Here is a 24,126-nt window from a genome sequence, read left to right as displayed (position 1 = left end):
CGCTGCGGTCGCCGCCACCGACCGCCACCGCCCGCCGCCAGCCGACCGACCGCCGAGATCGCCGCCGCGGCCGACCACCGCCGCCGACCGCACCACCCCCACCGCTCACCCCCGCCGAGCGTTGAGCCGAGCGGCCTGCCGAGTGAGATACTCCCGCTCCCCGAGGTTCGCCGCCTTCTGCGCGGCCTCGGCGTACAACCGTGCCGCCGTCGCGAGGTCGCCGTCGCGTTCGTGCAGGTACGCCGCGACGGCGGAGTACCGGGGCAGCGAGTCGTCCAGTTCCGCGAGCGCCGCGAGTCCGGCGCGCGGCCCGTCGGCTTCGCCGACCGCCACCGCGCGGTTGAGCCGGACGACCGGGCTGCCGGTCAGCCGAGCGAGCTCGTCGTACCACTCGACGATCTGCGGCCAGTCGGTCTCGGCCGCGTCCACCGCGTCGGCGTGCAGCGCCGCGATGGCGGCCTGGGCCTGGAACTCGCCCAGCCGGTCGCGGGCGAGCGCCGCCTGGAGGATCTCGACGCCTTCCGCGATCAGCGCGGTGTCCCACCGGCCGCGGTCCTGCTCGGCGAGCGGCACCAGCCCTCCGTCCGGCGCGGTCCGGGTCGCGCGCCGGGCGTGGTGCAGCAGCATCAGGGCGAGCAGCCCCGCGACCTCCGGGTGGTCGATCGCCGCCGCGAGCTGCCGGGTGAGCCGGATGGCCTCGGCGGCGAGGTCGACGTCGCCGGAGTAGCCCTCGTTGAACACCAGGTAGAGCACGCGCAGCACGGTCGCGACGTCGCCGGGCTGGTCGAACCGCACGCCGGAGACGGTGCGCTTGGCGCGGCTGATCCGCTGCGCCATGGTCGCCTCCGGCACCAGGTACGCCTGGGCGATCTGGCGGGTGGTCAGCCCGCCCACGGCGCGCAGCGTGAGCGCGACCGCCGACGACGGCGTCAGCGACGGATGCGCGCACAGGAAGTAGAGCTGGAGCGTGTCGTCCGAGGAGGGCCCGGGCTCCGGCGCGGGCTCGGCCTCGACGTGATCCTCCCGCCGCCGACGAGCCGCGTCGGCCCGGGTCGTGTCGAGGAACCGGCGCCAGGCCACGGCGACCAGCCAGCCCTTCGGGTCCCGCGGCGGATCGTCCTGCCAGGTGCGGACCGCCTCCACCAGCGCGTCCTGCACGGCGTCCTCGGCCGCCGCGAAGTCGGCTCCGCGGCGGACGAGGATTCCGAGCACGCCCGGGATGAGGCTCCGGATCAGGGCCTCGTCCACGGTCACTCCGAGACGATGGGCGGCGGCGCCATGAACGGCCGCAGCTCCAGCCACTCGTGGATCGGCTTCCCGCCCGCCCCGGGCGCGGCCGACAGCTCCCCGGCCAGCTCGACGGCGCGCTCGTAGCTGTCGACGTCGATCACCATCCAGCCGGCGATGAGGTCCTTGGTCTCGGCGAACGGCCCGTCGGTGACCGGCGGGCGCCCCTCGCCGTCGTACCGGACCCAGGCCCCCTCTTCGGCGAGCGCCTGACCGTCGACGAACTCGCCGGTCTTCTCCAGCCGGTCCGCGAAGTCCTGCATGTACCGCATGTGCGCCGAGATCTCCTCCGGCGTCCACTGGTCCATCGGCACGTCGTTGACCGCGGCCGGAGCGCCTCGGTAGTGCTTGAGCAGCAGGTACTTGGCCATGATGTTCTCCTCGGTGCTGGTGCGACCCATTCTGGTCGCATTCACAGCCTGGGACGGAGCCGATCGCGGGTTCTCGACATCGCCGCCCAGAATTTTTTTCCGGGGCGGAGCATGCGCCTGGCCGACGTCCCCCGCGATCCCGATGTTGACCGGAGCTAGCCTCCACGCGTGACTGCTCTTCTGCCGATCCTCCACTACGACGACACCCGCGCGGCCTGCCGCTTCCTCGTCGACGTCCTCGGATTCCGCGAGGAGCTGGCGGCCACGGACGACGTCGGCGACATCGTGCACGCGGAGCTGTCCTGGCCCGAGGGCGGCGCACTGGTCGTCGGCGGCACGAAGCACGTGGACAGCGTTCACGGTCAGATGCGGGCGGGCAGCAGCGCGATCTACCTCGCGACCGACGAGGTGGACGCGGTCCACGACCGCGTGCGCGAAGCAGGCGGCGAGGTGCTTGAGCCCCCGCACAACGCCAGGTTCGGCTCGGGAGCCGAGTCGTACACGCTGACGGTGCGCGACCCGGAGGGCAACCTCTGGACCTTCGGCACCTACCGCGGCGCTTCCTGAGCCCGGAGAAGCCACCGCTGTGCCGACGCCGGGGCGCGATCAGCCCGCCAGGACCCGTTCGAGCGTGGCGTAACCCGCCGGTTCCCAGGTCGGCTTGCCCCCGGGCAGGCCGAGCCTGCCGCGCTGCCCGATCCAGATCAGGTTCAGCGCGCGCATGACGGCCCAGCCCCGGGCCCGCGCGGTGGTGGCTTCGTCGGCGTGCTCGTAGGCGTCGAAGAACCGGCCCGCCGCGCCGGAGGGCAGCAGGATCCAAGCGGCGGAGAGATCGGTCGCGGGATCGCCCGCGCACATGTCGCCGAAGTCGATCACCCCGGCGAGCACCCCGTCCCGGACGACCACGTTGGCCGGATGCAGATCGCCGTGCAGCCAGACCGGCGCGCCCTGCCAGGCGGGCGCCGCGACGGCCTTCTCCCACACCTCCCGCACAGCGTCGGCGTCCGAGTGGTCGGCGATGACCTCGAGCCAGCCGCCGATAACCTCCTGCAAACCGGCCAGGGGGATGCCGCGCGTCTGGCTGGCCGGGGCGTCGGCCGGAGCCTGGTGGTGCAGCGCCCCGAGAAACTCCGCGAGGACCTCGGCGGCGTCGACGCGGGTGATCGGTGCGCGATCGGCAGGCTCACCATCGACCCAGCGCACGATCGTCCAGGTGTGCTCGAACAGGTTCGAAGGCTTGCCGATGCGAACCGGGGTGGGCGTCGGCAGCGGCAGGCGCTCGGCCAGCACCGGAAGCCAGGTCTGCTCGGTGTGCAGCAGATCCGGCGCCCGCTCGGAGCGCGGCAGGCGCACGGCCAGTTCTTCCCCGAGGCGCCAGTGCTGGTTGTCCCAGCCTCCGGCGACGTCCCGGAGTTCGAGGTCGGCGAGATCCGGATGCTGATCCCGCAGCAGCGCCCGCACCAGGTCCTGCTCGAACTTCAACTCGCCCATCGCGGAACTCCGATCATCGGCAGCGGCCGGGGTGGCGGTCGCCGGACCGCCACCCCGTGATCTTGCTCAGTCGAGCGAGCCCGACTTCAGGTGGGTCAGGAACGCCCGGAACGCGTTCGGGGTGAACTCCAGGACCGGGCTGTGCTCGCCCAGCTTGGAGTCGCGGATCCCGATCACGCTCGCGGCGTTGCCCAGCTCGACGCAGTTGCCGCCGTCGTTGGTGCTGTACGACGACTTGGTGAACTCGACGTCCGTCCAGGCGATGCCCAACTCAACGCAGTTACCGCCGTTGGTGCCGCTGTACGACGACTTGGTGAAGCGGACATCTGCCCAGTTGATGCCTAGGTTGGCCATATGGCTCCGTCCTTCCTTGCTCATCTCCCAGCGAACTGGCTTGCCAGCTCACGGATGAAGTTACGCGACTCGACAGGACCCAAGGCAATCCCATAGAGCCTGCTCAGGAGTTCGTGGTAGCGGCCCACGGCATCCGCTGGCCTATCGATGTAGATGGCGTTGTCATACATCTCGATATAGACGATGTCGGTGCTGGTGTCCTCGTCGAAGCGAAAGATCACGAAGGCATAAGCGATGTCTTCGTATGACAGCGTGTTGAACGGGACGACCTGGATGTTGATGTTGGAGCGCAGGGCGAGCTCGGCGAGGTAGTCGAGCTGATCGGCCATGGTCGTGGAATATCCGATCTGCCGCCGCAGGGCGGATTCACTGAGCACGAACGAGAACTGTCCCGCGCCCTCACGAGTGAGAAGTTCCTGTCGCTCCTTGCGAATCCGGACATGGTCCTCGACATCCTTGCCGTTGGGATCCGAGCCACGACCGGCGAACATGCTCCGCGTGTAGTCCTCGGTCTGCAGGATGCCCGGCAGAATCTCCGAGCCGACCATCATCACCTCGGTCGCGCTCTGCTCGAAGTCCCGGAACGGGCGGAACCACTTCGGACCGCGATACAGCATCGGCTCGCTCGGACGTCCGCGTCGGCGGCGGGCACCCTTGGCGAGTTCGCGGCACCACAGCTTGTCCTTCGGCGTCGCCTTGTAGAGCTTGAGCAGCGACTCCAGGTCCGGCTCGGAGATGCCGACCTTGCCGCTCTCGACGCGGGTGACCTTGTTGTGCGCCTTGCCGAGATGTTCGGACGCCTGCTCCTGCGTGAGCTGGGCGGCTTCGCGGAGCTTGCGCAGCTCGTTGCCGAGCTGGCGCTGCTGCATGGTGATGGAGCTGGAGGTCGAAGACACTGCCGGTCCTTTCGCCGGTTCCCGGACATCACCGGAAAGGTGTATGTACAGGAAAAGCGGACGGTCCTAATCTTGGTCTCGCCGGTTCGGCGGAGTCAAGAGCTGCGGGGCTTGTAGGTACAACCGTAGCGAACTTGGCTCTGTTAACCGGAAATCCCCCGATCGGCCGACCGCACCGTTCCCCCTCCCCCGGCGGTGTGGTCAGCTGTGGCACGCGGTGACTCCGCGTGAGCCCGAGGCTCACGATCGCGTGCTGCCGGGGTCCGCGCGGCCCGGAAAACCTCCCAGCGCCGGGCCGCGCGGGCTTCTCGGGTCCACGCCGACCACCCGAACAGGTGCCCATGTTTCTCAACGAACTCAACGAATCCGTGCGCCGACGGCTCGACCTGCTGGCCGAGATCGCCGACCGCGGCGACGACCACGCCGTCAGCGAGGTCGCGCGCACCGAGATGCCGTCGCTGGTCGCCGCAGTACGGGCGCTGATGGCCGAGCACGAGCCGGACGAGACCGGCCAGTGCCCCGCGTGCTCCCGGATTCTCCGGCGCTGGCAACGACTTTGGCGGCAGCCCAAGTCGCCGTGCCGCGTCTACCTCGCCGCGCGCTGGGCGTTGCTGGACGAGCAGGTCGGCGCGGCGGGGGAGAGATGATCGACCGTCACTTCTGGCACCCGGTCCCGAACGCCGGCGCGCATGGCGGTGCCCGGCATGCCTTCCGGGGTCGCCGCTGGGAAGGCGAACCGTCGGCAGTCGCCGTGTGCGGCGAGCAGGTCCCGCTGGCGCGGCCGTCCGAAATGGACTGGATCGTGCTGCCTTCTTGTCCGGGCTGCGCCGGAATCCTTCGCCGCGAACAGGATTCGTGATCAGCGCCCGGCGCGCCTGCGCGCTCGGTAGGCTGCGGCCTTGACCCGGTTGCCGCACTCCTCCATCCCGCACCACGTGCGCCGGGCGCCGCGCGAGCGGTCCAGGTAGATGCGCGTGCAGTCGGCGCGACCGCACTCCTTGAGGCAGGCGCCAGGATCGGCGAGCAGGGTGATCGCGCTGCGGGCGATGTGGCTGAGCGTCGCGCGGAGGTCGCCCGACATGCGCAGTCCCGCGTCGCTGAGCTTGATCGCGAGGACCGGCCAGGTGGCCGTGTCGTTGACGGTCCGCAGGCTGCTCCGGTTGAAGGCGCGGCCGTGCACGCGATCGAGGGCGAGCCGGTAGATCGCTTCGCGCAGTTCCAACGCGGACGCGAACGTCTCCGCGTCGGCGGTGACGCGGTCGGGCAGCTCTTCGCATTCGGCCACCCAGCGTTCGAGGTCGGCGGGCTCGGTCAGGGTGTCGACGGGCGCGTCCCGCCGAGAGCCCACGGTGCCTGCCAGGTCGAGTGCCGGGTTGCCGCTGACGAACGCGAAATCCACGTCACCATCTTGACCGGTGACGCGGCTCGAGGCAATATCGTCACCAGTTGAACCAGTGACGGGAGTGCGCATGATCCGCGATGTCGATGTCGTCGTCTTCGACGTCCTCGGAACCCTGGTCGACGAGCCCGGCGGGCTCGGGGCGGAAATCCGCGCCGCGGCGCCGGAATCCGGCGGCGAACTGCTCGCCCTGTGGCAGCAGCACGTCGAGACCGAGCAGCAGCGGATCGCGCGGGGGCACCGCGCGTACGCCAACTCCGAGGTCATCGACGCCGAGGCCGCTCGACGGGTGGCCGACCGCGCCGGGCTCACCGATCCGGCGGCCATCGCCCGGCTCGCCACGGCTGGTCAACGCCTGCCGGCCTGGGACGACTCCGCGGCCGGTCTCGCGCGGCTCGCGGAGCGATTCCCCTTGGTGGGACTGTCGAACGCGAGCCGCGCCGCGCTGCTCCGGCTCAACGCGCATGCCGGGCTGCGCTGGCACCAAGCCCTGTCCGCCGAAGCCGTCCGGGCCTACAAACCGGCGCCCGAGGTGTACCGGCTCGCCATCGACACCGCCGGATGTCCACCGGAACGCGTGCTCATGGTGGCCGCGCACGCCTGGGACCTCCGCGGCGCCCAGGCGTGCGGCATGCGCACCGCCTACGTGCACCGGCCCGGCGGGGACCCGCCGACCGGTTCGGACACCTTCGACTGGCAGTTTGACGGGCTGGCCGAGCTCAGCTACCAGGCAACCGGCAGCTCCCGCACCGAGTAGAAGACCGCGTTCTCGTCGAACTCCGGGGAACTCGGTCATGGCGTCTCCTTGCCCCGGACGGTCAGTGCGGCGATTCCCGTTGCCACGACGAGGATTCCGGCCGCGAACCCCAGCGCCGTGGTGTATCCGTGGACGGACGTGGTGCCTTCGGGGGAGGAGCTGACCGCGATGGTGTTGAGCAATGCCGTTCCCAGCGCGGCGCCGAGCTGCTGGGCGGCGTTGTAGGCCGCCGACGCGGCTCCGATGTCCTCCCCGCGCACGCCTGCGGTGGCGAGGCTCGCGGTCGGGGACATGACGCAACCGAGCCCGAGCCCCGTCAGCACCAGCGCGGGGACCAGGTACAGCGCTGGTTCGCGTGTCAGCAGGAACATTCCGGCGGCAGCGGCGATCAGACCCGGCAGGATCAGCGCGGCCGGTGGCACGCGGTCGTGCAGCCTTCCCGCGATCAGCGTCGACCCGGCCAGCGCGGCCACCGCGTTGATGATCAGCATCAGCCCGGCCTGGACCGGCGAGAAGCCGAGGACGGTCTGCGCGTAGTAGCTCATGAACAGGTAGAAGCCGAACATCGCGGTGAACATCAGCCCGACCGAGGCGAACGCGCCCGCGCGGGCGCGGTCCCGGAGCACGCGCATCGGCAGCAGCGGGTGGGGCGCGCGGCGCTCGACGGCCACGAACGCGGCCACCAGAAGGACCCCGGCGGCCAGCAGGCCCAGCACGATCGGCGAGCCCCAGCTCCGGGATTCGGCCTGGCTGAAGCCCTGCACCACGGCGGCGAATCCGGCCGCGCTCAGCAGCGCTCCCGCGACGTCGAGCCGTCCGCCCGTGGAGGGCCGGTCGCGCGGGACGGACGCCGTGCCGAGCGCGGCGAGCAGGGCCACCGGCACGTTGACGTGCAGGCACCACCGCCAGTCGGCGTACTCGGTGAGCAGTCCGCCCGCGATCAGGCCGACGGCCGAGCCACCGGCGCCGACCGCGGCGAACACGCCGAACGCCCGGCCGCGTTCGCGCGGCTCGGTGAACGTGGTGCTCAGGATCGACAGCCCGGCGGGCGCGAGCACGGCGGCGAAGGCGCCTTGCAGCGCCCGCGCGGCGAACAGCGTTCCCGGGCCGGGGGCGGCGCCGCCGAGCGCGGACGCGGCGGCGAAGCCGATCAGTCCGATGCGGAACGCGCGGCGGTGGCCCAGCGCGCTGCCGATCCGGCCGCCGATCATCAGCAGCCCGCCGAAGGCCAGCGCGTAGGCGGTGATCACCCACTGCCGGTCGGCGTCGGACATTCCCAGCGCGTCCTGCGCCGAGGGCAGCGCGATGTTGACGATCGTGCCGTCCAGGACCACGAGCAGCTGGGCCGCCGCGACCACCGGCAGGGTCAGCCATTTTTGTTCTGGGGCAAGGGATTCGGCCCGCAGGCCGTTGTGACTCATGACTTCGAGTCTGTCGTTGAAATCGCCCCGGAAAGTTTTCCTCAACGCCGCAGGGGAGATGCGCGCTGAACCCTCAAGTCGCGCTTGAAACCACGTCGCTCTGGAGCCGCACGGTCGTCCAGCGCAGGAACTGCTGGACGAGCGGGCCCATCGACACGGCGATCAGCAGCGTGCCGAAACCGGCGGTGCCGCCGAGGAACCAGCCGATCGCCAGGACGACGAGTTCGATCGCGGACCGGACCATCCAGACCGGCTTGCCGGTGACCCGCACCGCCCCGGTCATCAGCCCGTCGCGCGGCCCGGAGCCGAACCGGGCTCCCAGGTAGACGGCGTCGAAGAAGGTCAGCATCAGCAGTCCCACGGCGTAGTAGACGACCTGCTGGGTCAGCGAGCCCGGCGGCGGCACGAAAAGCGCGGCGAAGTCGGCGGACGTTCCGACCAGGACGACGTTGAGCACGGTCCCGATGCCCGGGAGTTCCCGCAGCGGGATCCAGAACAGCAGCACGGCGACGGCCGTCAGGTTCGTCGCCCAGCCGAAGGTCATGCCGGTGCTGCGCGCCATGCCCTCGGCGAGGACGCTCCAGCTGGACGCGCCCAGCGCGGACTGGATCAGGAAGGTCAGGGAGGTTCCGTAGCCGATGAGGCCCACGAGCAGTTGCGGGAACCTGCGCGCCTTCTTCTCGGCGCGGAGCTGCTCGATCGCCGTCATGCGGCGGGCTACTGTCGTCACGGCGCCCATCGTCTGATCCGATTGGCGTCGGTTGAAAGGGCCAGTTCCGGGAAACTGGACCTTCAGGAGTCCGCCACGGACCGGATGCCGGACAGGCGGAAATGCTGTCCGTCCGTGGTGCCACGAGGTCAGTCGTGGAGGCTGTCCCGGTGGACCGGGCGCTTAGCCCGAGCGCGTTTTCGGCTTCGCGCAGGGGAAGCGTGATGTGCAGCGTTCCGTCCTGTTCGGGCCATCGTGGCGCAGTGCGGCGAGCGGGCGGTCGAGGGCGTCGGTGCCGTGCAGCCAGGCGAGCGCGCCCATGGTCGCACGATCGGGTCAGGTGCGGGCTGACTAGCCTGGCCCGATGTCGTTGCTGCTGAAGGGAAAACCCGCGCTGCTGGCCTTGCTGTGCGCGCTGGCGTTCCCGTTCGCCCCGGTCTCGCAGCCGGTTGTCGGTTACCACTGGGAGGGCGGTCCGGCGGCGATCCCGCTGGTGCCGTACCAGCCGGTGCGGCTGTCGGCGACGTGGTCGTGCGCGACGGTCCGGCAGTCGCCGCCGTCGGTGCTGTCGGTGCTGTCCACGAGCCCGACGCCGTTCGGGCTGCGCGTGGAGCGGGTCGGGGAGAGGCTGCGGATCAGCAGCTACGACACGGTGATCGGCGAGTCACCGGTGCCTGCGGGGAAGTGCGCGTGGGAGCTGACCAGCGACCCCCGGCGCACGGAGGTGCGGCTGGGGGGAGCGGTGGTCGCGGCGTTCGCGGGGGACGCGCGGCCGGTGGTGGCGGAGGTGTCCGCCTCGGCGCCGGGGGTGCGCGTGGATGTCGAGGCGGACACGCGGTTCGAGACTTCGCCGGGGTGGTTGAAGCTCGCACTGGGGGCGGGGTGTTTGGCGGGGTTGGGGGCCGCTTTCGGTTCGGTGCGGGGTGGTCGGGGTGGCGGCGGCGGTCTTGGCGGGGTGCGGTGGTGGCCGCGGGGCGGGCGAGTGGTTGCGGGGGGTTGGTCTTTCCGGTGGCGTGGTGGGGCTGGTGGTCGTGGTTCCGGGGTGTGGTCGCGGTGGCGTGCGGCCGTGCGGCGTAGCTCCGGCTCGGCTGGGTCTTCCCAGTCGGCGGGGGGCTGGTTTTCCCGGTGGAGTGGTGGGGCTGATGGCTGTGGTTCCGGGGTGTGGCGCGCGGCGGTGCGGGGTCGTTCCGACTCGGCTGGGTCTTCCCGGCCCGCGCCGGGCTTGTTCTTCCGGCGGCGCGGTACGTCTGGTGGCCGTGGTCCCGGCGTGTGGTCGCGCTGGCGTGAGGCTGCGCGGCCTCACCCCAGTCAAGCCGCGCCACCTCCGTCCGCATCCGGCCTGCGCGGTGGTTTCCGGTGGCGGCGCAGCGGCTCTGGTGGTCGTGGTTCTGGGGTGTGGCGTGCGGCGGTGCGGCGTAGCTCCGGCTCGGCTGGGTCTTCCCGGTCTGTGCGGGGTTGGTTTTTCCGGCGGCGCGGTTGGGTTGGCGGCCGTGGTTCTGGCGTGTGGTGCGCGGCTGAGGGGGATGGTCTCGCGCGCCGTTCCGGCTTCTGGTCGCGGTGGGGCACGGCCGCGTCGGATCACGCGTGCCAGCCCGCGCCACCCCGCCCCGAGACCGGCGTCGGCTGGCGGCAACGCGCCGCCGACGCGACGGTGGTCGCAACCCTCGCCCTCTGGACCCTGATCGGCCCCATCACGGTCGACGACGGCTACATCGCGGGCATCGTGCGAGGCCGGGGCGAAAACGGCTACGTCGGCAACGTCTACCGGTGGCTCAACGCCCCGGAAGCGCCGTTCGGCTGGTTCTACGAGCTGTACCACCTGTGGTCGCAGGTGTCGGCGGCGCCGCTGTGGCTGCGGCTGCCGTCGACGCTGCTCGGCATCCTGTGCTGGATCCTGTTGTCCCGCCTGGTGATTCCGCGCGTCGGTGTCCGCTCGCGGTGGCTGACCGCCGTGACGTTCCTGGCCTGGTGGCTCCCGTTCAACCTCGGCCTCCGGCCGGAACCGTGGGTCGCCGCAGGCTCCCTCGCCGCCTTCTGCCTCGTCGAGCGCGCGATCGCGCTGCGCGCTCCGCGACCGCTCGCGCTCGCCCTGCTCATCGCAGGGCTCACGACCGCGGTGACGCCCTCCGGGCTGATGGCCTTCGCGCCCGTCCTCGCTGCGCTGCGTCCGGTCCTCCGCCTGGTGCGGGCGAACCCGGCGCTGCCTGCGGCAGCGATGGCCTGCGCGCTGCTGCCGATGTTCGCCGACCAGAGCTTCGCGGCGGTGGTCGAAGCGACCCGGGTGCGCAAGCTCATCGGCGGCGACCAGCCGTGGTTCGAGGAGTTCGACCGCTACGCCCGGCTGCTCGAACCCGGAACGTTCGAGGGGTCGCTGGCCCGCCGCGCGCCGGTGCTGCTGACCCTGCTCGGACTGCTTGGCTGGGTGCGCGGCCGGGCCGCCGCCGACCGGATGGCGCTGGCCGTGGTGCTGTCGCTGGGGGTGCTGGTCATCAGCCCGACCAAGTGGACCCACCACTTCGGCGCGCTCGCCGGGATCGGCGCGGCGGTTCTCGCGCTGTGCTTGGCTTCTTGGTCGGCGGGTCGGGTCGGGCGGCCGTGGTCGGGCGGGGGCGATCCGGTGGGGGTGTCGGGCCGGGGTGGCGTGGTGGGGGCGTTGGGCGGGGGCGGCTCGGTGCGGGTGTCGGGACCGGGCGGCTCGGCGCGGGCGTTGGGCGGGGGCGATCCTGCGCGGGTGTCGGGCGGGGACGGCGTGGTGGGGGAATCGAGCGCGGGCGACCCGGTGCAGGTGCCGGACGGAGACGGCGTGGCGCAGGTGCCTGGCGCGGGCGATCCGGAGCGGCCGTCTGGTGAGGACGATCCGGCGGGGGTGCCGGATGGCGCAGACCCGGCGCAGGTGCCGGGCGCGGCCGACCTGCCGCAGTCGTCGGGTGGTGCCGATCCGGTGGGTGTGTCGGGCGGTGCCGACCTGGCGTGGCAGTCGGGTGGCGCCGATCCGGTGGGTGTGTCGGGTGGTGCCGACTCGGCGCGGCAGCCGGGTGGCGCCGATCCGGTGGGAGTGCCGGGCGGTGCGGACCCGGCGTGGCAGTCGGGTGGCGCCTACCCGGCGCGGCAGCCGGGCGGCGCCAACCCAGTGGGAGTGTCGGGCGGTGCGGACCCGCCGGGAACGCCGAACGCGCCCGCCCCAGCAGGAACGCCGAACGCCGCAGCCCCGGCGCGGTCACCGAATGCCGCCGCCCCGCCGGGAACGCCGAACCCGCCCGCCCCGGCGGGAACGCCAAACGCCCCCACCCCCACCCCGCCCGAGAGCGATCTCCGCCGCTACCGCGCCGGCCTGATCGCGGTCGCGATCACCGTCGGCCTGGTCCTGGCGGGCTGGAACCGCTGGCCCTGGATCTCCGACTACGGCCTGACCTGGAGCACGATGGCCCCGGCCCTGCTGGGAATCCGCCTGTCCGACCTCGCCCTGCTCGGCGCTCCGCTCGGCGCGCTGCTGGCGACATGGTCGCTGCGCCGCCGGGCGCCGTCACCCGGGCTGATCGTGACCGCGCTGCTCGCCGCTGTCGTCGTGTTCACCGTCGGCACCCTGGCCCGGGCCGATCGCGGCTACCTCCGCGCGCCCTGCGGCCTGGCCGACGAGCTCCAGGTCGAGACCGACCCGACCCGAGGCCAGCTGCCCGCCGTCGACGGCTGGTTCGCGCTCGACCCCGCCCGGCGCGACCTGCCGGTGGTCACGACGAGCCGGGGCGAAGTGGAGATCGTGTTCGCACGCAAGGACAAAAGCATCGTCAGCACCCAGCGGAGCTCGGGCGAGGTGCGGGTTCTCGCGCCGGAAGGTGCCGAACTCGTCCGGTTCTCCGGCCCGGCCGACCCGCCGAGGTCGCCGGTCCTGACCCCGATGGCCGAGATCCTGCCGCCCGGCACCACCGCCGTGCTCGACTGGCCGGTGGCGTTCCTGTTCCCCTGCCTGCGCCCGGCCGCGATCAGCGGCGGCGCCGCGGAGATCCCCGGCTGGCGCGTCGCTCCGCCGAGCACCGACGGCTCCGCGCACATCACCTACGACCTGGACAAGGGCGGACCGTTCGCTTCCGCCCGCGTGCGTGAGCAGCAGCTGCCGGTGTACCTGCGTGACGACCCGACTCGCGATGTCGCGCGGCTCTACCGGTGGGAGCCGATTCCTTCGGTGCAGCCGTCATTCGGCACCCGCACGGTGCCCGGCTGGCACCGGGACGGCCGGACCGGTGTGCCGGGGCTGTGAGTCACGCGGGTTTGCGGGCCTCGATGAGGAATCGCGTGGTGGTCGCGACGAACCGGCCTTCCGCCTCGATGCGGTCGTGCAGGGACTTCAGCTCGGCGCGGTACCCGTCCACGGTGAAGCCGGGAACCATCCAGATCACCTTGCGCAGGAAGTAGACCACCGCGCCGATGTCGAAGAACTCGGTGCGCAGCTCCTCCAACCGCAGGTCGGTCACCTCCAGCCCGGCGGCTTCGGCCTCGGCGCGGGCCTCGCCCGGATCGCGGCGGTTGCGGACCTCCGGCGGTTGCGGCCCGAGGAAGTGCTCCACCAGCTCGAACACGCTGGCCGGGCCGACCTGCTGGGAGAAGTACGTGCCGCCCGGCCGCAGGACCCGCGCGATCTCGCCCCACCACGTCGTCACCGGATGGCGGCTGACGACCAGGTCGAACGCCTCGGCCGCGAACGGCAGCGGCGGCTCGTCCTCGTCGGCGACCACGACGACCCCGCGCGGATGCAGCAGCGCGGTCGCCCGCGCGAGGTTCGGCGGCCAGGACTCGGTGGCGACCGCCAGCGGCGGGAGCACCGGCGCTTCGGCCAGCACCTCACCGCCGCCGGTCTGGACGTCCAGCGCCGCTTCGGCCCGCGCCATCCGCTCGCTCATCGAGCGGGCGTAGCCCCAGGACGGGCGCTGCTCGGTGGCGCGGCCGTCGAGCCAGGAGAAGTCCCAGCCGTCGACCGGGGTTTCGGCCGCTTCCGCCACCAGGTCGTCGAAATCTCGCATTTCGCGAGGGTCGCAGGCGGGGCTTGGTCGGGGCGAGTCGATTTTCGTTTCCGGGACTCTCACCGACCCCGAACCCCGCCTCGTGCGTGAGGACTTTTCCGGCTGGGCGCGTTGGGTGGGTTGGCTGCTGGGGCGCTTGCTCCGACCCTCAGCGCTCGAACACCCGCCGCCAGCGGTCGAGTGCGGTCATCCGCCCGAACATCGCCAGGTAGCGCCGTTGCAGCCGGGGGAAGCGGTGGGCCAGTTCCAGGTGCAGCCGGACCGAGGTCACCAGCAGCCGCCAGAACTGCGCGCGGTCGCGCTGGTACAGCCGCACCCCGCGGCCGTCCGGCGTCGACACCGTCGCGGTATCCACATTGGACAGAACATGCCAGCGGGCCTGACCCGGCGTTAGGTTGAGCTGCGGGCGTTCGCGGTGCTTGGGGTCGACCGGGCGGGCGTTGTGGATCAGGCCGCGGACCAGTTTCGCAAGCGCCGCAACGCTGTTCGCCCGCTGGGGCGGGATCGCTCGCGCGTCCGCCGACGGCTGGGGCAGGTCGCCCGCCGACCACAGCATCCGGGTGTCCTCGAACTCCCCCGCCCGGGAGCGGACCGCGCCCAGCGCGCTGCCGAGCTTGCTGAACAGCGTCTCCGGCCCGGCCAGGAAGTCGCGGATCGCCATCTCCCGCAACGCCACCGTCGAGTACTCCAGCGACAGCAGCCGGTGCAGGTTCAGCTTCAGGCTCTCCACCAGCAGCCGCCTCGGGCGCGGCGTTCCGTGCAGCGCCGCGACGACCAGCCGGTTGCGGGTGTGGAAGTACTCCTGCCAGTTCAGGCTGTCGTGCTTGTCCGCGAACGACATGTGCCAGATCGCGATCCCCGGCACCGTCACCGTGCGGAACCCGGCGGCGCTCGCCCGCAGCCCGTACTCCACGTCGTCCCACTTGATGAACAGCGGCAGCGGCAACCCGATCCGCTCGGCCACCGCGCGCGGGATCATGCACATCCACCAGGCGTTGTAGTCGACGTCGACCCGGCGGTGCAGCCACGGCGTGTGCCGCAGCGGGCGTTCGGCGAAGTCGTGGTCCGGTGTGGTGTCCGGGTGGTGGGTCCAGTGGAACCGCCCCCAGTCGATGACCTCGCCCATCACGTGCAGCTGCGACCGCGCGGGCAGGTTCAGCATCTGGCCGCCGACCAGCATCGGCTCCCGCGCGAACCGGGAGAACGCCAGCGCGCGCAGCACCGAGTCCGGTTCGAGCAGGACGTCGTCGTCCATGAACAGGATCTGCTCGCAGTCGGTTCCGGTCAGCGCCTCGTACATGATCCGCGCGTACCCGCCGGACCCGCCCAGGTTCGGCTGGTCGACCACCCGCAGCCGGTCGCCCAGCACCGCCCGGACCTCGGCGAAGCCGTGCTGGTCGCGGACCTTGTCCGCGCCCTGGTCCGGGATGATCACCGTGCTGACGACCTCGCGCAGCAGCTCGTCGCCCGCGATCGCGCGCAGCGTGGCGACGCAGTCGCCGGGCCGGTTGAACGTCGGCATGCCCAGCGCGATCGACGCCCGCCCGGGCGCGGGAACCAGCGCGTACCAGCCGCCCGAGTGCAGCACCACCGGCTCGTCCTCAGTGGTCAGGTCGAACCAGTACCAGCCGCCGTCCTCGAACGGCCCGAGGTCCAGCACCAGGTCGAAGTCGTGCGCACCCGGCGTGTCGAACGCCGCGCTGTGCACGTGGACCCGGCTGCCGTCGGCGCGCGACCGGTACACGTCGACCCGGCCCGGACCTTCCAGCACCAGGTTCAGCCGGATCGAGGTCAGCGTGGTCCAGCGCCGCCAGTAGCCCGCCGGAAAAGCGTTGAAGTAGGCCGAGAACGACACCGTGCTGCGTTCCCGCACGCGGACCGCGCCGCGCGAGAGCGGCCTCGCGCTGCGGACCGGGCCGCCGACCGGGCGCGGCGGGGCGGTCCGGCGCTGCTCGCCGCGCTTCGGCGGGGGCGGGTGCTCGTCGAAGTACAGCGACCGCACGTCCAACGGGTCGGTGGCGCGCGGCAGGACGATGCGCTGGAGCAGCGCGGGCGGCGACGAGACCGGCTTCGGCTCCGGGTGCGCGCGGTGGTCGGCGAGGTTGGTGGGCATCGGGTTCCTTCCGGGGAAGTCGGGCGGTCGGCGGGGGCGGGAGATCAGCGGGGCCGGCGGGCGGTCGGCGGTCAGTGGGCGGGGCGGTCGGCAGGGCCGTGGTCGGTGGGGCCGGTGGTCGGTGGGCTGGGGCGGCCAGCGGGGATCAGCGGTCGGTGGGGCGGGTGGTCAGCGGCCCGGAGGATCTAGCGGGACAGGGCGGTGAGTGGGGCAGGGCGGTCGGTAGGACAGAGCGGTCGGCGGGGACAGATCGGTGAGCGGGGAGAGAGCGGTCAGGGGGACAGGGCAGTCAGGCGGACAAGGCGGTGAGCGGGACAGGGCGGTCGGCGGGACAGGGCGGTCGGTGGGGATAGAGCGGTCAGCGGGACAGAACGGTCGGCAGGACCCCGGTCAGCGGGACCGGAGCAACAGCCGACCCGGGCAGCGGCCGGGAGATCAGCGGGGCCGGGAGAACAGCCGGTCCCAGTTGGCGGCACTGCCGAGCCCGTCGGCCGCGTCGCGGTAGCGGCGGGCGGTTCTGCCGCCGTGCCGGAGGAACCGCCACAGCTGGACGGCCCCGCGCCGGGCCAGCCGCAGCAGCATCTCCCGGTCGAAGCGGCGCATCCGGACGCCTCGCTGCGAGGCGTCGGTCACCACGGCGGCGCGGAACCGCGAGACGTGCCACCAGTGCGCGTCGGCGGCCGGGACGGCGGCGGTCGCCTTCGGCCGGTTGCACAGCTGGCCCGCGAGCCGGGCGAGCATGGTCAGCCGGGGCAGCCGCGGCGCCCGGCCGGGCTCGCGCCGCTCCACCCCGGGCGCCACCTCGAAGGCCGGGACGCACTGGGTTTCCGGGAACTCCGCGCGGAGTTTGCCGATCTCGGCGAAGGACTCCGCGCCGCCGTCGGCCAGCACCTCCGGCCCTCGCAGGAAGTCCTCCACCGCTTTGATCCGGGTGGCGGCCTGCCCGTAGCGCATCGCCAGCAGGTCCTCGACGAGCTCGGCCAGCAGCCGCCGCGCCCGGCCGCGCGGGCGCAGCTCGTCCCGGAGCGCGGCGGTGACCAGGTCGTTGCGGGCGCGGAAGTAGCTGGTCCAGTCGTCGTCGTGCCAGTCGGAGTCACCCTGCCAGATCCCCGCGCCGGGCAACGTGATCGCGTCCATCCCGGCGGCGCGGACGCGGGCGGTGAACTCGGCGTCGTCGTGCTCGCAGAACAGCGGCAGCGGGTAGCCCGCGCGGGCCACCGCCTCGGCCGGGACCAGCCCGCGCCAGCGACGCGGCGATTCGTCGAGGCGGTCCGGGTGCAGCTCGTCCAGCGCCTGCGCGCCGAGCAGGACCGGATCGGCGGTGCAGGCGGCGAACGACGCCAGCCGCGAGACCGTCTCCGGCTCCAGCCGGACGTCGTCGTCGACCAGCACCGCGTTCACCGGGCCGGGTGTGATCTCGCGCAGCCCGCGGGCGATGCCGCCCGCCACGCCGAGGTTCGGCTGCCGTAGGTAGTGCAGCTTGGTGCCGAGGACCCGGCGGACGAAGCCGAACCGGTGCGCGTCCAGGACGAGGTCGTCGCCCTGGTCGACGACGTGCACGGCGCCGAGCCGGTCGAGCAGTTCGGTGTCGCGGACCAGCTCGACCAGCACGTCGACGCAGCGCTCCGGCCGGTTGTGGGTGCAGATCACCAGATCTGTCGCGCGGCTCGGGCGCGGCGTCTGCACCAGCCAGCGGACGTTCTCGACGGTGACCCGCTCGTCGTCGGTCTCCACGTCGAGCCACAGCGCGCCACCGTCGGCGAACCGGTCGATGTCGGCGTGCAGCCGGACCGTCTGCTCCTCGGGCCCGGCGGCCACCGTGGTGGCGACGGTGCGCGGGTGGCCCTCGCTGTCGTCGGCCGCGACGGAGATCCGGCCGGTGCCGTGGATCTGGGCGGTGATCTCGACGCTGCTGATCTCGGTGCGGCGCTGCCAGTGGTCGGCGGGGAACCGGCCGAAGAACGTGTTGGTGGTCAGCCGGGTGTGCGCTTCGAGGGTGACCCGGTCCCGCTCCCGCAGCACCGCGCCGGTGAGCGCGCGGGAGTAGAGGTGGTCGGGGGCCGATGTGGACGGCCCGGCGAACAGGGTTCGCTGGGCCAGCAGGATTCCGCCGGTGCGCGGGCGGGGCGGTGCCGGTGCGGACATGGGTGCGAGGCTCCTGTGGGTGCGGACTGTCCCGTGCGGCTCGGCAGCGGTGGGGTCCGGGAGGTGGAGGAGTCCTGCAAGCGGCGCGGGAACGGGTGCCCGGCCGTGCTTTGGCCGGCGCAACAGGCTGCAATGTAGGAGACCGGATCCCCCGCACCGGCACCGGAAAACCGATGATCACCTGCATCGGTGACGGATTCGCCCTGATCGAGTTGCATCGCGGACCCTTCTTGGCGGCGGCAGCAGACAAGACGGCGCGTCTCGTCCGGGTTAGGGTGCGGGCATGACGCAACGCAGGACGCCCGACTCGGCCCGGCGCAGCCTGCGCTCGCGGGACGCGATCCTGGCCGCGACCCGGGAGCTGATCGCCGAGCTCGGCTACGCGAAGCTGACCATCGAGGCGATCGCCGCCCGCGCCGGGGTCGGCAAGCAGACCATCTACCGCTGGTGGCCGTCGAAGGGCGCGGTCGTGTTCGACTCGCTGCTCGCGCTCAGCGAGGACGAGCAGGGCATCGAGCTGCCCGACACCGGCGATCTGGAAGCCGACCTCAAGCTCGTCCTGCGCGCCACTGCCGAGGAGTTCTCCGACCCCGCCTTCGAAGCGCCGATCCGGGCGCTCAACATCGAGCTGATCGGCGATCCGGAACTCACCGCGCAGTACCGCGAGAAGATGGAGGCACCGGTCCGCGCGGCGAAGCTGCGGCGGCTGCGCAGCGCGCAGGACGCCGGTCAGCTGCCCGCCGACACCGATCTCGATCTGCTGCTGGACATGCTGTACTCGCCGTTCACCCAGCGCTGGCTGACCCGCTCCGGGCCGCTGACCACCGACTACGTCGACAGCCTCGTCGAGCGGACGCTGCGCGCGTTCCGCCCGTGATCAGCGGCGGGGGAGGCCGATCGCGAGTTCCCGCGCCGCCGCGCGCAGGTGCGGCAGGTGCGCGCGCAGCTCGTCCAGCGAACTGCGGAACGCGGGCGCGGCACTGGACAGCGCGGCCACCGCGATCCCGCTGGGGTTGAGCACCGGGACGCCGATCGCGAGGATGCCCGCCTCGTGCTCCTCGTCGGCGATGGCGTAGCCGTCGCGGCGCACCTGCTCGATCTCGGCGCGGAACCGGTCCCGCTCGGTGATCGTCCTCGGTCCCAGGCCGGGCAGCTCGATCCGCGACAGCAGGTCCTCGCGGGACTGCGACGGCTGGAAGGCCACCAGGCACTTGCCCATCGACGTGCAGTGCAGCGGTCCGCGCTGGCCGGGCTCGCCGGTGATCTGCACCTGCTGGGTGCCTTCGACGTAGTGCACGTAGAGCTGGCTGTCGCCGTCGAGGACCGCCATCAGCGTCGACTCGCCGGTCTCGCGGGTGACGCGTTCCAGCACCGGCGTGGCGATCTCGGTGAAGCCGCGCGCGTGCAGGACCCGCTGGCCCAGCTCGAACATCCGCAGGCCGAGGTTCCAGCGGCGCTGCTCGTCGAGCACCGCGAACTCCTCGCGGGCGATCGAGTTCAGCAGCCGGTGCGTGGTGCTGACCGGGTAGCCGGCCCGCCTGGCCAGCTCGGACAGCCCGATGCCGCGCGGCGACTCGCCGAGCAGGACCAGCAGGCGCAGCGCCTTGCCCACCATGTCGCCGCGCGGTGCGGCCTCCGACGACTCCGGCACGCTGCTCCTCCCTCCCGGCGGATCGGTGGATGTTAGCGGCCGCTGTTGACCGGTCCGCCGGTTTCTCCTTAGGCTTCCGCGACACAGTAAAGCTTCCCGCATCGTGGAAAGCAAGCCTGCACGTGGAAAGCACCCCGCACGTGGAAAGCACCCGCATGTGGAAAGCAAGGCGTACAAGGGAGTCCGCCGTGACCGCACCTTCCCCCGCGGAGCTGGGCCGGCAGCGCTGGCTGCGGCTGCTGCCGGTGGCGTTCGTGACCTACTCGCTGGCCTACCTGGACCGGTCCAACTTCTCGATCGGCGTCGCGGGCGGGATGAAGGAGGACCTGGCGCTGTCCGGCGCGATGTCCTCGCTGATCGGCGCGTCGTTCTTCCTCGGCTACTGCGCCTTCCAGATCCCCGGCACGCTCTACGCGGAACGCCGCAGCGTCCGCGGGCTGATCTTCTGGTGCACGCTGGCGTGGGGACTTCTCGCCGCGGTGCAGGGACTTCTGCACAGCGCGGTGCTGCTGATCGTCGTCCGGTTCCTGCTGGGCGCGGTGGAGGCGGCGGTGCTGCCCGCGATGGTGGTGTTCCTGGCGCGGTGGTTCACGAAGCGGGAGCGGGGCAGTGCCAACGCGATCCTGATCCTGGGCAACCCGATCACGGTGATGTGGCTCAACGCGGTCTCCGGCTACCTGGTGGAGCTGACCAGCTGGCGGGAGATGTTCATCATCGAGGGTCTGCCAGCGGTGGTGTGGGCGTTCGTCTTCCGGGCCCTGGTCTCCGACCACCCGGCAGAGGCGAAGTGGCTCAACGAAGCCGAGAAGAACGCCGTCCAGGCCGCGCTCGACGAGGAGCGCAGGCACGCCACGCCCGCGAGCACCTTCGCCGCCGCGTTCCGCTCGCGCCCGGTGGTGCTGCTGTCGGTGCAGTACCTGCTGTGGAGCGTCGGCGTTTACGGGCTGGTGTTCTGGCTGCCCAGCATCGTGGCCGCCGGATCGGGGCGCGGCATCGGGATGAGCGGGCTGCTCTCGGCGATCCCGTTCGGCGTGGCCGCGCTGCTGATGGTGCTCAACTCGCGGATGTCGGACCGCGCGGGCAGCAGGCCCCGGTTCGTCTGGCCGTGGCTACTGTTCGGCGGGATCGGCTTCTACGCGTCGTACCTGGTGGGCCCGGACTCGTTCTGGCTCGCGTTCGTGCTGCTGGTGCTCGCCGGGGGCGCGATGTACGCGCCGTACGGCCCGTACTTCGCGCACGTTTCGGAGATCCTGCCGAAGAACTTCGCCGGCGCCGGGGTCGCGTGCGTCAACACCGCCGGTTCCGTCGGCGGGTTCTTCGGGACCTACCTGGTCGGTTGGCTCAACGACAGCACCGGCGGCACCGCCGCTTCTTTCCTGATGATGGCTTCGACCATGGTCGTGGCCGCTCTGATCACCCCGCTCGTGCGGGCTCCCCGGGCCCTCGCTCCGGTGGCCGGGGTGCGCTGACCGGGACGTCCCGGCCGCACGGGACAGTCCGGTTGCACGGGACAGCCGGGCCGCACGGGACGGTCCGGGCTGCTGGGCAGACGCCTACTCCGCCAGCGTTCCCAGCACCTCGGGAAGGCCGTCGGTGTGCACGACGCCCAGCCGCTGGGTGGCGCGGGTCAGGGCCACGTACAGGTCGTTGAGGCCGTGCGCGGACTCGCCGAGGATTCCGCCGGGGTCGACCACGATCACCGAGTCGAACTCCAGGCCCTTGGCCTGCTCCACGGTCAGCAGCACCGCGGGCGACTCCAGGCCGTCCGGCCGGGTGCCGATCACGGCATCCGGCACCGCCTCCGCGACCTGCTCGCCCAGCTCGCGCAGCCGCTCCGGCGGCAGCAGCACCGCGAGCCGCCCGTCGCCGACCGCGCGCAGCTCCTCGGCGACCACACCGGGCAGCTCCGCTGCCAGGTCCGCTTCGGACACCCGCCGCAGCCACGGCTGGTGCCCGCTGGTCCGCACCGACACCGGCGCCTCCAGCGACGTGTCCATCGCGTCGAGCACGTCGGCGGCGACCGCCATGATCTCGGCCGGGGTGCGGTAGTTCACCGTCAGCTCGGCGAGCTTCCAGCGGTCGGCGACGTAGCGGCTCAGCACGTCGTGCCAGGACCCGGCTCCACCCAGCGCGCCGGTCTGGGCGATGTCGCCGACCAGCGTCATCGACCGGCTCGGGCAGCGCCGCATCAGCACCCGCCAGGCCATTTCGGACAGCTCCTGCGCCTCGTCGACGATCACGTGCCCGAAGGTCCAGGTCCGGTCGTCGGCGGCGCGTTCGGCGGCGGTCAGGTCGCTGCGGGTCTGGTGCCGCTCGGCGAGCAGCTCGGCGTCGAGGACGTCGGAGACGCGCAGGCGCTCCTCGTCGGCGATCTCCTCGTCCTGCTCCATGATGTGCAGCACGCCCTGCGCGTAGGCGAGTTCCTCCCGCGCCTGGCGGGCGCGCTCCTCGCGCTCCTTGGTGTCGTCCTCGCCGAGCAGCTCGGCCAGTTCGTCGAGCAGCGCGACGTCGGCGGGCGTCCAGTCGGCGCCCGGTTCGCGCAGCAGCTCGGCGCGCTCGTCGTCGTCGAGGTGCTTCCTGCTCGCGGTGCGCAGGCGCTCGGGGGAGCTGAGCAGGTCGTCGAGCAGTTCCTGCGGGGTCAGCTCCGGCCACAGCTGGTCGAGCGCGTCGTTCACGCCCGCGTCGGCGCGCAGCTCGACGTTGATCTCGTCCAGGTCGCGGCGGTCCAGCAGGTCGCGGCCGAGCCGGTCGGCGACCCGGAGCGTCAGCGCGGACAGCATCTCCTGGCGGAACACCCGCCGGGCCAGGTTGTGCGGCTTGCGCGACCGCCGCGCGCGGGTGCGGGCCTGGGTGACCGCGCGCCGGTCGATCCGCAGCGGCTCGCGGTCGAAGATGATCTCGAAGTAGTCCTTCGGCGCCTGCTGCCGGTCGCGGACCGCCGCGGTCAGCACGTCGACCATCGCCAGCCTGCCCTTGATCTCGGCCGCCCGCGCCGAGTCCTCGGCGGTCGCGGTCACGCCGGGGAACAGGCCGCCGACGGTGGACAGCAGCACACCGGTCTCGCCGAGCGAGGGCAGCACCTGGCCGATGTAGCTGAGGAACGTCGAGTTCGGGCCGACGACCAGCACGCCGCGCTTGGTCAGCTGCTCGCGGAACGTGTAGAGCAGGTACGCCGCGCGGTGCAGCGCCACGGCCGTCTTGCCGGTGCCCGGACCGCCCTGCACGACCAGCACGCCGTTCATCCCGGCCCGGATGATCCGGTCCTGCTCGGCCTGGATGGTCGCGACGATGTCGCCCATCTGCCCGGTGCGGCGGGCGTCCAGCGCGGCCAGCAGCGTCGCCTCGCCCGCCAGGCCCAGGTCGCTGCCCTGCTCGGCGGCGTCGAGGTCGAGCACCTCGTCCTCGAAGTCGACCACCTCGCGCCAGCGGGTGCGCAGGTGCCTGCGGCGCAGCACGCCGTCCCTGGCGGCCGCGGTGGCCAGGTAGAACGGTCGGGCGGCCGGGGCGCGCCAGTCGATCAGCAGCGGCTCGTACTCGTTGTCCTCGTCGAACAGGCCGAGCCTGCCGATGTGGAACCGCTCCCCGCCGTCGAGGTCCAGCCTGCCGAAGCACAGCCCGTGCTCCACCGCGCTGAGCTGGGTCAGCTTGTCGGTGTACATGGTGGTGGAGATGTCGCGCTCGGTGCGGGCCTGCGGGGTGCCGCCGGTCTGGCGCAGCGTTTCGGTGAGGCGCTTGGTGGTGTAGCGGCGCAGCTCGTCCAGCTTGCCGTAGAGCATCGTGACGTAGGTCTGCTCGGCGGCGATCTCGTCGGTCCGGTCGGATTCCCGATCAGCTCGGGGGTTGGACAATGGGTCCACCTTGAGGCTCCACCTTGCGCACTCGACCACGGGAACGGGCGCGTCCGGCGCGGCCCGACCCGCCAATATACCGGCTCCCGCGGGGCGGAAGCGGGGGCGAAGCAGAGGCAGGCGGCCGGTCCTGGGGGAAGGGACCGGCCGCCTGGGTCGGGGGATCGGCGCGGGATCAGTACCCGCGGTAGCTGCCGCCGGAGCTCACGCCCACCACGCCGGGGACGTTGGAGATGGAGCCGTAGCGGTCGATCGAGTACCGGACGCCGGCGATGATGTTGTCCACCGGGTTCAGGATGTCCTGGTGCTGGGGCAGCGCGTAGGACTCGAAGGTCGGCTCGATGGTCTGCATCAGGCCCTTCGACGGGGTGCCCGCCGCGGCGTTGGAGTCCCAGTTGTTGACCACGGAGGGGTCGCCGCCGGACTCGTGCTCGACGATGGTCCGGATCGCGTCGGCGTCCAGGGCCTCGGCCGGGGTGCCGTTGGCCTGCAGGACGCGCACCGCTTCCTTGATCCAGCCGTCGAGCTGGTCCTTCGGCTGCTCGACGGGCGGCTGCTCCGCGATTTCGGGGGTCGCGGAGTCGCCGCTGCGGTCCTGGGCGGGGACCTCGGCGGGAGCCGGGGCGGCGGCCGGGGCGACGGCGGGGCCGGCCGGGGCAGGCGCGTCCA

At 72.2% G+C, this 24,126-nt stretch carries 20 protein-coding genes and 1 pseudogene; 7 read left to right on the top strand and 14 right to left on the bottom strand.

Features of this window, described 5'->3' with window-relative positions:
- Window positions 1–105 precede the first annotated feature (105 nt).
- Both ABD691_RS28370 and ABD691_RS28365 read right to left on the bottom strand, forming a co-directional pair.
- Window positions 106–1,248: an RNA polymerase sigma factor gene (locus ABD691_RS28370; protein ID WP_344684909.1), complete on the bottom strand. Its 1,143-nt coding sequence runs from the start codon at window positions 1,246–1,248 to the stop codon at window positions 106–108.
- A gap of 2 nt (window positions 1,249–1,250) precedes the next feature.
- Window positions 1,251–1,658: a YciI family protein gene (locus ABD691_RS28365; protein ID WP_344684908.1), complete on the bottom strand. Its 408-nt coding sequence runs from the start codon at window positions 1,656–1,658 to the stop codon at window positions 1,251–1,253.
- 168 nt (window positions 1,659–1,826) lie between these two features.
- On the opposite strand from ABD691_RS28365, the gene ABD691_RS28360 reads away from it, so the two are divergent.
- Entirely contained in the window at window positions 1,827–2,225 is a 399-nt protein-coding gene (locus ABD691_RS28360) for a VOC family protein (protein WP_344684901.1), read from the top strand.
- Window positions 2,226–2,264: 39 nt separating this feature from the next.
- On the opposite strand, the gene ABD691_RS28355 is transcribed toward ABD691_RS28360, so the two are convergent.
- From ABD691_RS28355 to ABD691_RS28345, 3 genes are all read right to left on the bottom strand, one after another.
- Window positions 2,265–3,149, bottom strand: a complete 885-nt coding sequence (locus tag ABD691_RS28355) for an aminoglycoside phosphotransferase family protein (protein ID WP_344684899.1) — start codon at window positions 3,147–3,149, stop codon at window positions 2,265–2,267.
- Between the two features lie 66 nt (window positions 3,150–3,215).
- Window positions 3,216–3,503, bottom strand: a complete 288-nt coding sequence (locus ABD691_RS28350) for a DUF397 domain-containing protein (protein WP_344684897.1) — start codon at window positions 3,501–3,503, stop codon at window positions 3,216–3,218.
- Between the two features lie 20 nt (window positions 3,504–3,523).
- Entirely contained in the window at window positions 3,524–4,399 is an 876-nt protein-coding gene (locus ABD691_RS28345; RefSeq protein WP_344684895.1) for a helix-turn-helix domain-containing protein, read from the bottom strand.
- A gap of 341 nt (window positions 4,400–4,740) precedes the next feature.
- Between ABD691_RS28345 and ABD691_RS28340 the strand changes: the two genes are divergently transcribed.
- On the top strand, window positions 4,741–5,046 hold the full coding sequence (locus ABD691_RS28340) for a hypothetical protein (protein WP_344684893.1): 306 nt from the start codon (window positions 4,741–4,743) through the stop codon (window positions 5,044–5,046).
- Between the two features lie 212 nt (window positions 5,047–5,258).
- Here the strand turns inward: ABD691_RS28340 and ABD691_RS28335 are convergent, their stop codons facing one another.
- On the bottom strand, window positions 5,259–5,798 hold the full coding sequence (locus ABD691_RS28335) for a CGNR zinc finger domain-containing protein (RefSeq protein WP_344684892.1): 540 nt from the start codon (window positions 5,796–5,798) through the stop codon (window positions 5,259–5,261).
- A 70-nt stretch (window positions 5,799–5,868) separates the two neighbouring features.
- On the opposite strand from ABD691_RS28335, the gene ABD691_RS28330 reads away from it, so the two are divergent.
- Window positions 5,869–6,555, top strand: a complete 687-nt coding sequence (locus ABD691_RS28330) for a haloacid dehalogenase type II (protein WP_425565181.1) — start codon at window positions 5,869–5,871, stop codon at window positions 6,553–6,555.
- Between the two features lie 35 nt (window positions 6,556–6,590).
- Here ABD691_RS28330 and ABD691_RS28325 read toward each other — a convergent pair whose 3' ends face one another.
- A complete protein-coding gene (locus ABD691_RS28325; protein WP_344684891.1) occupies window positions 6,591–7,976 on the bottom strand; it encodes an MFS transporter in 1,386 nt (461 codons plus the stop codon).
- Between the two features lie 73 nt (window positions 7,977–8,049).
- Window positions 8,050–8,706: a membrane protein YczE gene (gene yczE, locus ABD691_RS28320; protein WP_344684890.1), complete on the bottom strand. Its 657-nt coding sequence runs from the start codon at window positions 8,704–8,706 to the stop codon at window positions 8,050–8,052.
- A 343-nt stretch (window positions 8,707–9,049) separates the two neighbouring features.
- Between yczE and ABD691_RS33810 the strand changes: the two are divergent.
- Together ABD691_RS33810 and ABD691_RS28305 are read left to right on the top strand one after the other, a co-directional pair.
- Window positions 9,050–9,463: pseudogene (locus tag ABD691_RS33810) on the top strand (arabinosyltransferase domain-containing protein); the annotation flags it as partial.
- 723 nt (window positions 9,464–10,186) lie between these two features.
- Window positions 10,187–12,940 (top strand): arabinosyltransferase domain-containing protein, encoded by a 2,754-nt coding sequence (locus ABD691_RS28305; protein ID WP_344684886.1) that lies wholly within the window; start codon window positions 10,187–10,189, stop codon window positions 12,938–12,940.
- Window position 12,941: 1 nt separating this feature from the next.
- Here ABD691_RS28305 and ABD691_RS28300 read toward each other — a convergent pair whose 3' ends face one another.
- From ABD691_RS28300 to ABD691_RS28290, 3 genes are all read right to left on the bottom strand, one after another.
- Window positions 12,942–13,700 carry a class I SAM-dependent methyltransferase gene (locus ABD691_RS28300; protein ID WP_344684884.1) on the bottom strand — a complete coding sequence of 253 codons (759 nt, stop codon included), beginning with the start codon at window positions 13,698–13,700 and terminating at the stop codon, window positions 12,942–12,944.
- A gap of 148 nt (window positions 13,701–13,848) precedes the next feature.
- Entirely contained in the window at window positions 13,849–15,813 is a 1,965-nt protein-coding gene (locus ABD691_RS28295) for a glycosyltransferase (RefSeq protein WP_344684882.1), read from the bottom strand.
- A 435-nt stretch (window positions 15,814–16,248) separates the two neighbouring features.
- On the bottom strand, window positions 16,249–17,958 hold the full coding sequence (locus ABD691_RS28290) for a glycosyl transferase (protein ID WP_344684880.1): 1,710 nt from the start codon (window positions 17,956–17,958) through the stop codon (window positions 16,249–16,251).
- Between the two features lie 283 nt (window positions 17,959–18,241).
- On the opposite strand from ABD691_RS28290, the gene ABD691_RS28285 reads away from it, so the two are divergent.
- Window positions 18,242–18,835, top strand: a complete 594-nt coding sequence (locus ABD691_RS28285) for a TetR/AcrR family transcriptional regulator (protein WP_344684878.1) — start codon at window positions 18,242–18,244, stop codon at window positions 18,833–18,835.
- Here the strand turns inward: ABD691_RS28285 and ABD691_RS28280 are convergent, their stop codons facing one another.
- Entirely contained in the window at window positions 18,836–19,609 is a 774-nt protein-coding gene (locus ABD691_RS28280) for an IclR family transcriptional regulator (RefSeq protein ID WP_344684876.1), read from the bottom strand. It lies immediately after the preceding gene.
- 188 nt (window positions 19,610–19,797) lie between these two features.
- Here ABD691_RS28280 and ABD691_RS28275 point away from each other — a divergent pair, with 188 nt between their 5' ends.
- Window positions 19,798–21,078 carry an MFS transporter gene (locus ABD691_RS28275; RefSeq protein ID WP_344684874.1) on the top strand — a complete coding sequence of 427 codons (1,281 nt, stop codon included), beginning with the start codon at window positions 19,798–19,800 and terminating at the stop codon, window positions 21,076–21,078.
- A gap of 84 nt (window positions 21,079–21,162) precedes the next feature.
- Here ABD691_RS28275 and ABD691_RS28270 read toward each other — a convergent pair whose 3' ends face one another.
- On the bottom strand, window positions 21,163–23,457 hold the full coding sequence (locus ABD691_RS28270) for a HelD family protein (RefSeq protein ID WP_344684872.1): 2,295 nt from the start codon (window positions 23,455–23,457) through the stop codon (window positions 21,163–21,165).
- A 175-nt stretch (window positions 23,458–23,632) separates the two neighbouring features.
- Window positions 23,633–24,126: transglycosylase SLT domain-containing protein (locus ABD691_RS28265; RefSeq protein WP_344684870.1), on the bottom strand; the 494-nt coding region annotated here is incomplete at its 5' end.

This window comes from Saccharopolyspora taberi, from assembly GCF_039534165.1.
In the GTDB taxonomy this organism is placed as follows: domain Bacteria; phylum Actinomycetota; class Actinomycetes; order Mycobacteriales; family Pseudonocardiaceae; genus Saccharopolyspora_D; species Saccharopolyspora_D taberi.
This window is presented reverse-complemented; position numbering and strand designations above follow the sequence as displayed.